The 502-nt window shown below is 60.2% G+C and carries 1 protein-coding gene and 1 pseudogene; both read left to right on the forward strand.

Annotation, left to right across the window (positions count from 1 at the left end; genetic code table 11):
* Positions 1 to 201 (forward strand): annotated as a pseudogene (locus tag AC0L3X_RS47420) (GDP-L-fucose synthase); the annotation flags it as partial.
* Between the two features lie 176 nt (positions 202 to 377).
* A partial coding sequence (locus AC0L3X_RS47425; protein WP_212102385.1) for an NAD-binding protein occupies positions 378 to 502 on the forward strand: 125 nt, incomplete at its 3' end.

The raw sequence follows: 502 nt of genomic DNA on the forward strand, positions 1-502 counted from the left end.
ATCACCATCGCCGAGTTCGCGCGCGTCGTGGCCGCCATCGTCGGCTACGGCGGCGAGATCAGTTTCGACACCTCGCGTCCCGACGGCACGCCGCGCAAATTGCTGGACGTCAGCCGTCTCGCCAAGCTCGGCTGGCGCGCGACGACCTCGCTCGAGGACGGCGTAAGACGCGCATACGAGGCGTATCTGTCGCATACGTAGAATGCAACCAATGCATGTCGCGCATTTCAGGAGATGACCGCAACGCCTGTCACGCGCGGCGGTTAAGGTTTATTCGGTTCGCGAAGCAACCTGCCCTAATGTTGGGCGTGCGGCCGGATACAGAAATGGTCTAGGGTGTTCAGTGGAACATCCGTCTTCAACGGAAAGAGTTTTTCATGCGAATCGCGATGATCGGAACGGGCTATGTGGGACTGGTGTCCGGAGCCTGCTTTGCGGATTTCGGTCACGACGTCACCTGCGTCGACAAGGACGAGAAGAAGATCGCGGCGCTTCATCGCGG

Source organism: Bradyrhizobium sp. MI1.7 (assembly GCF_055811795.1).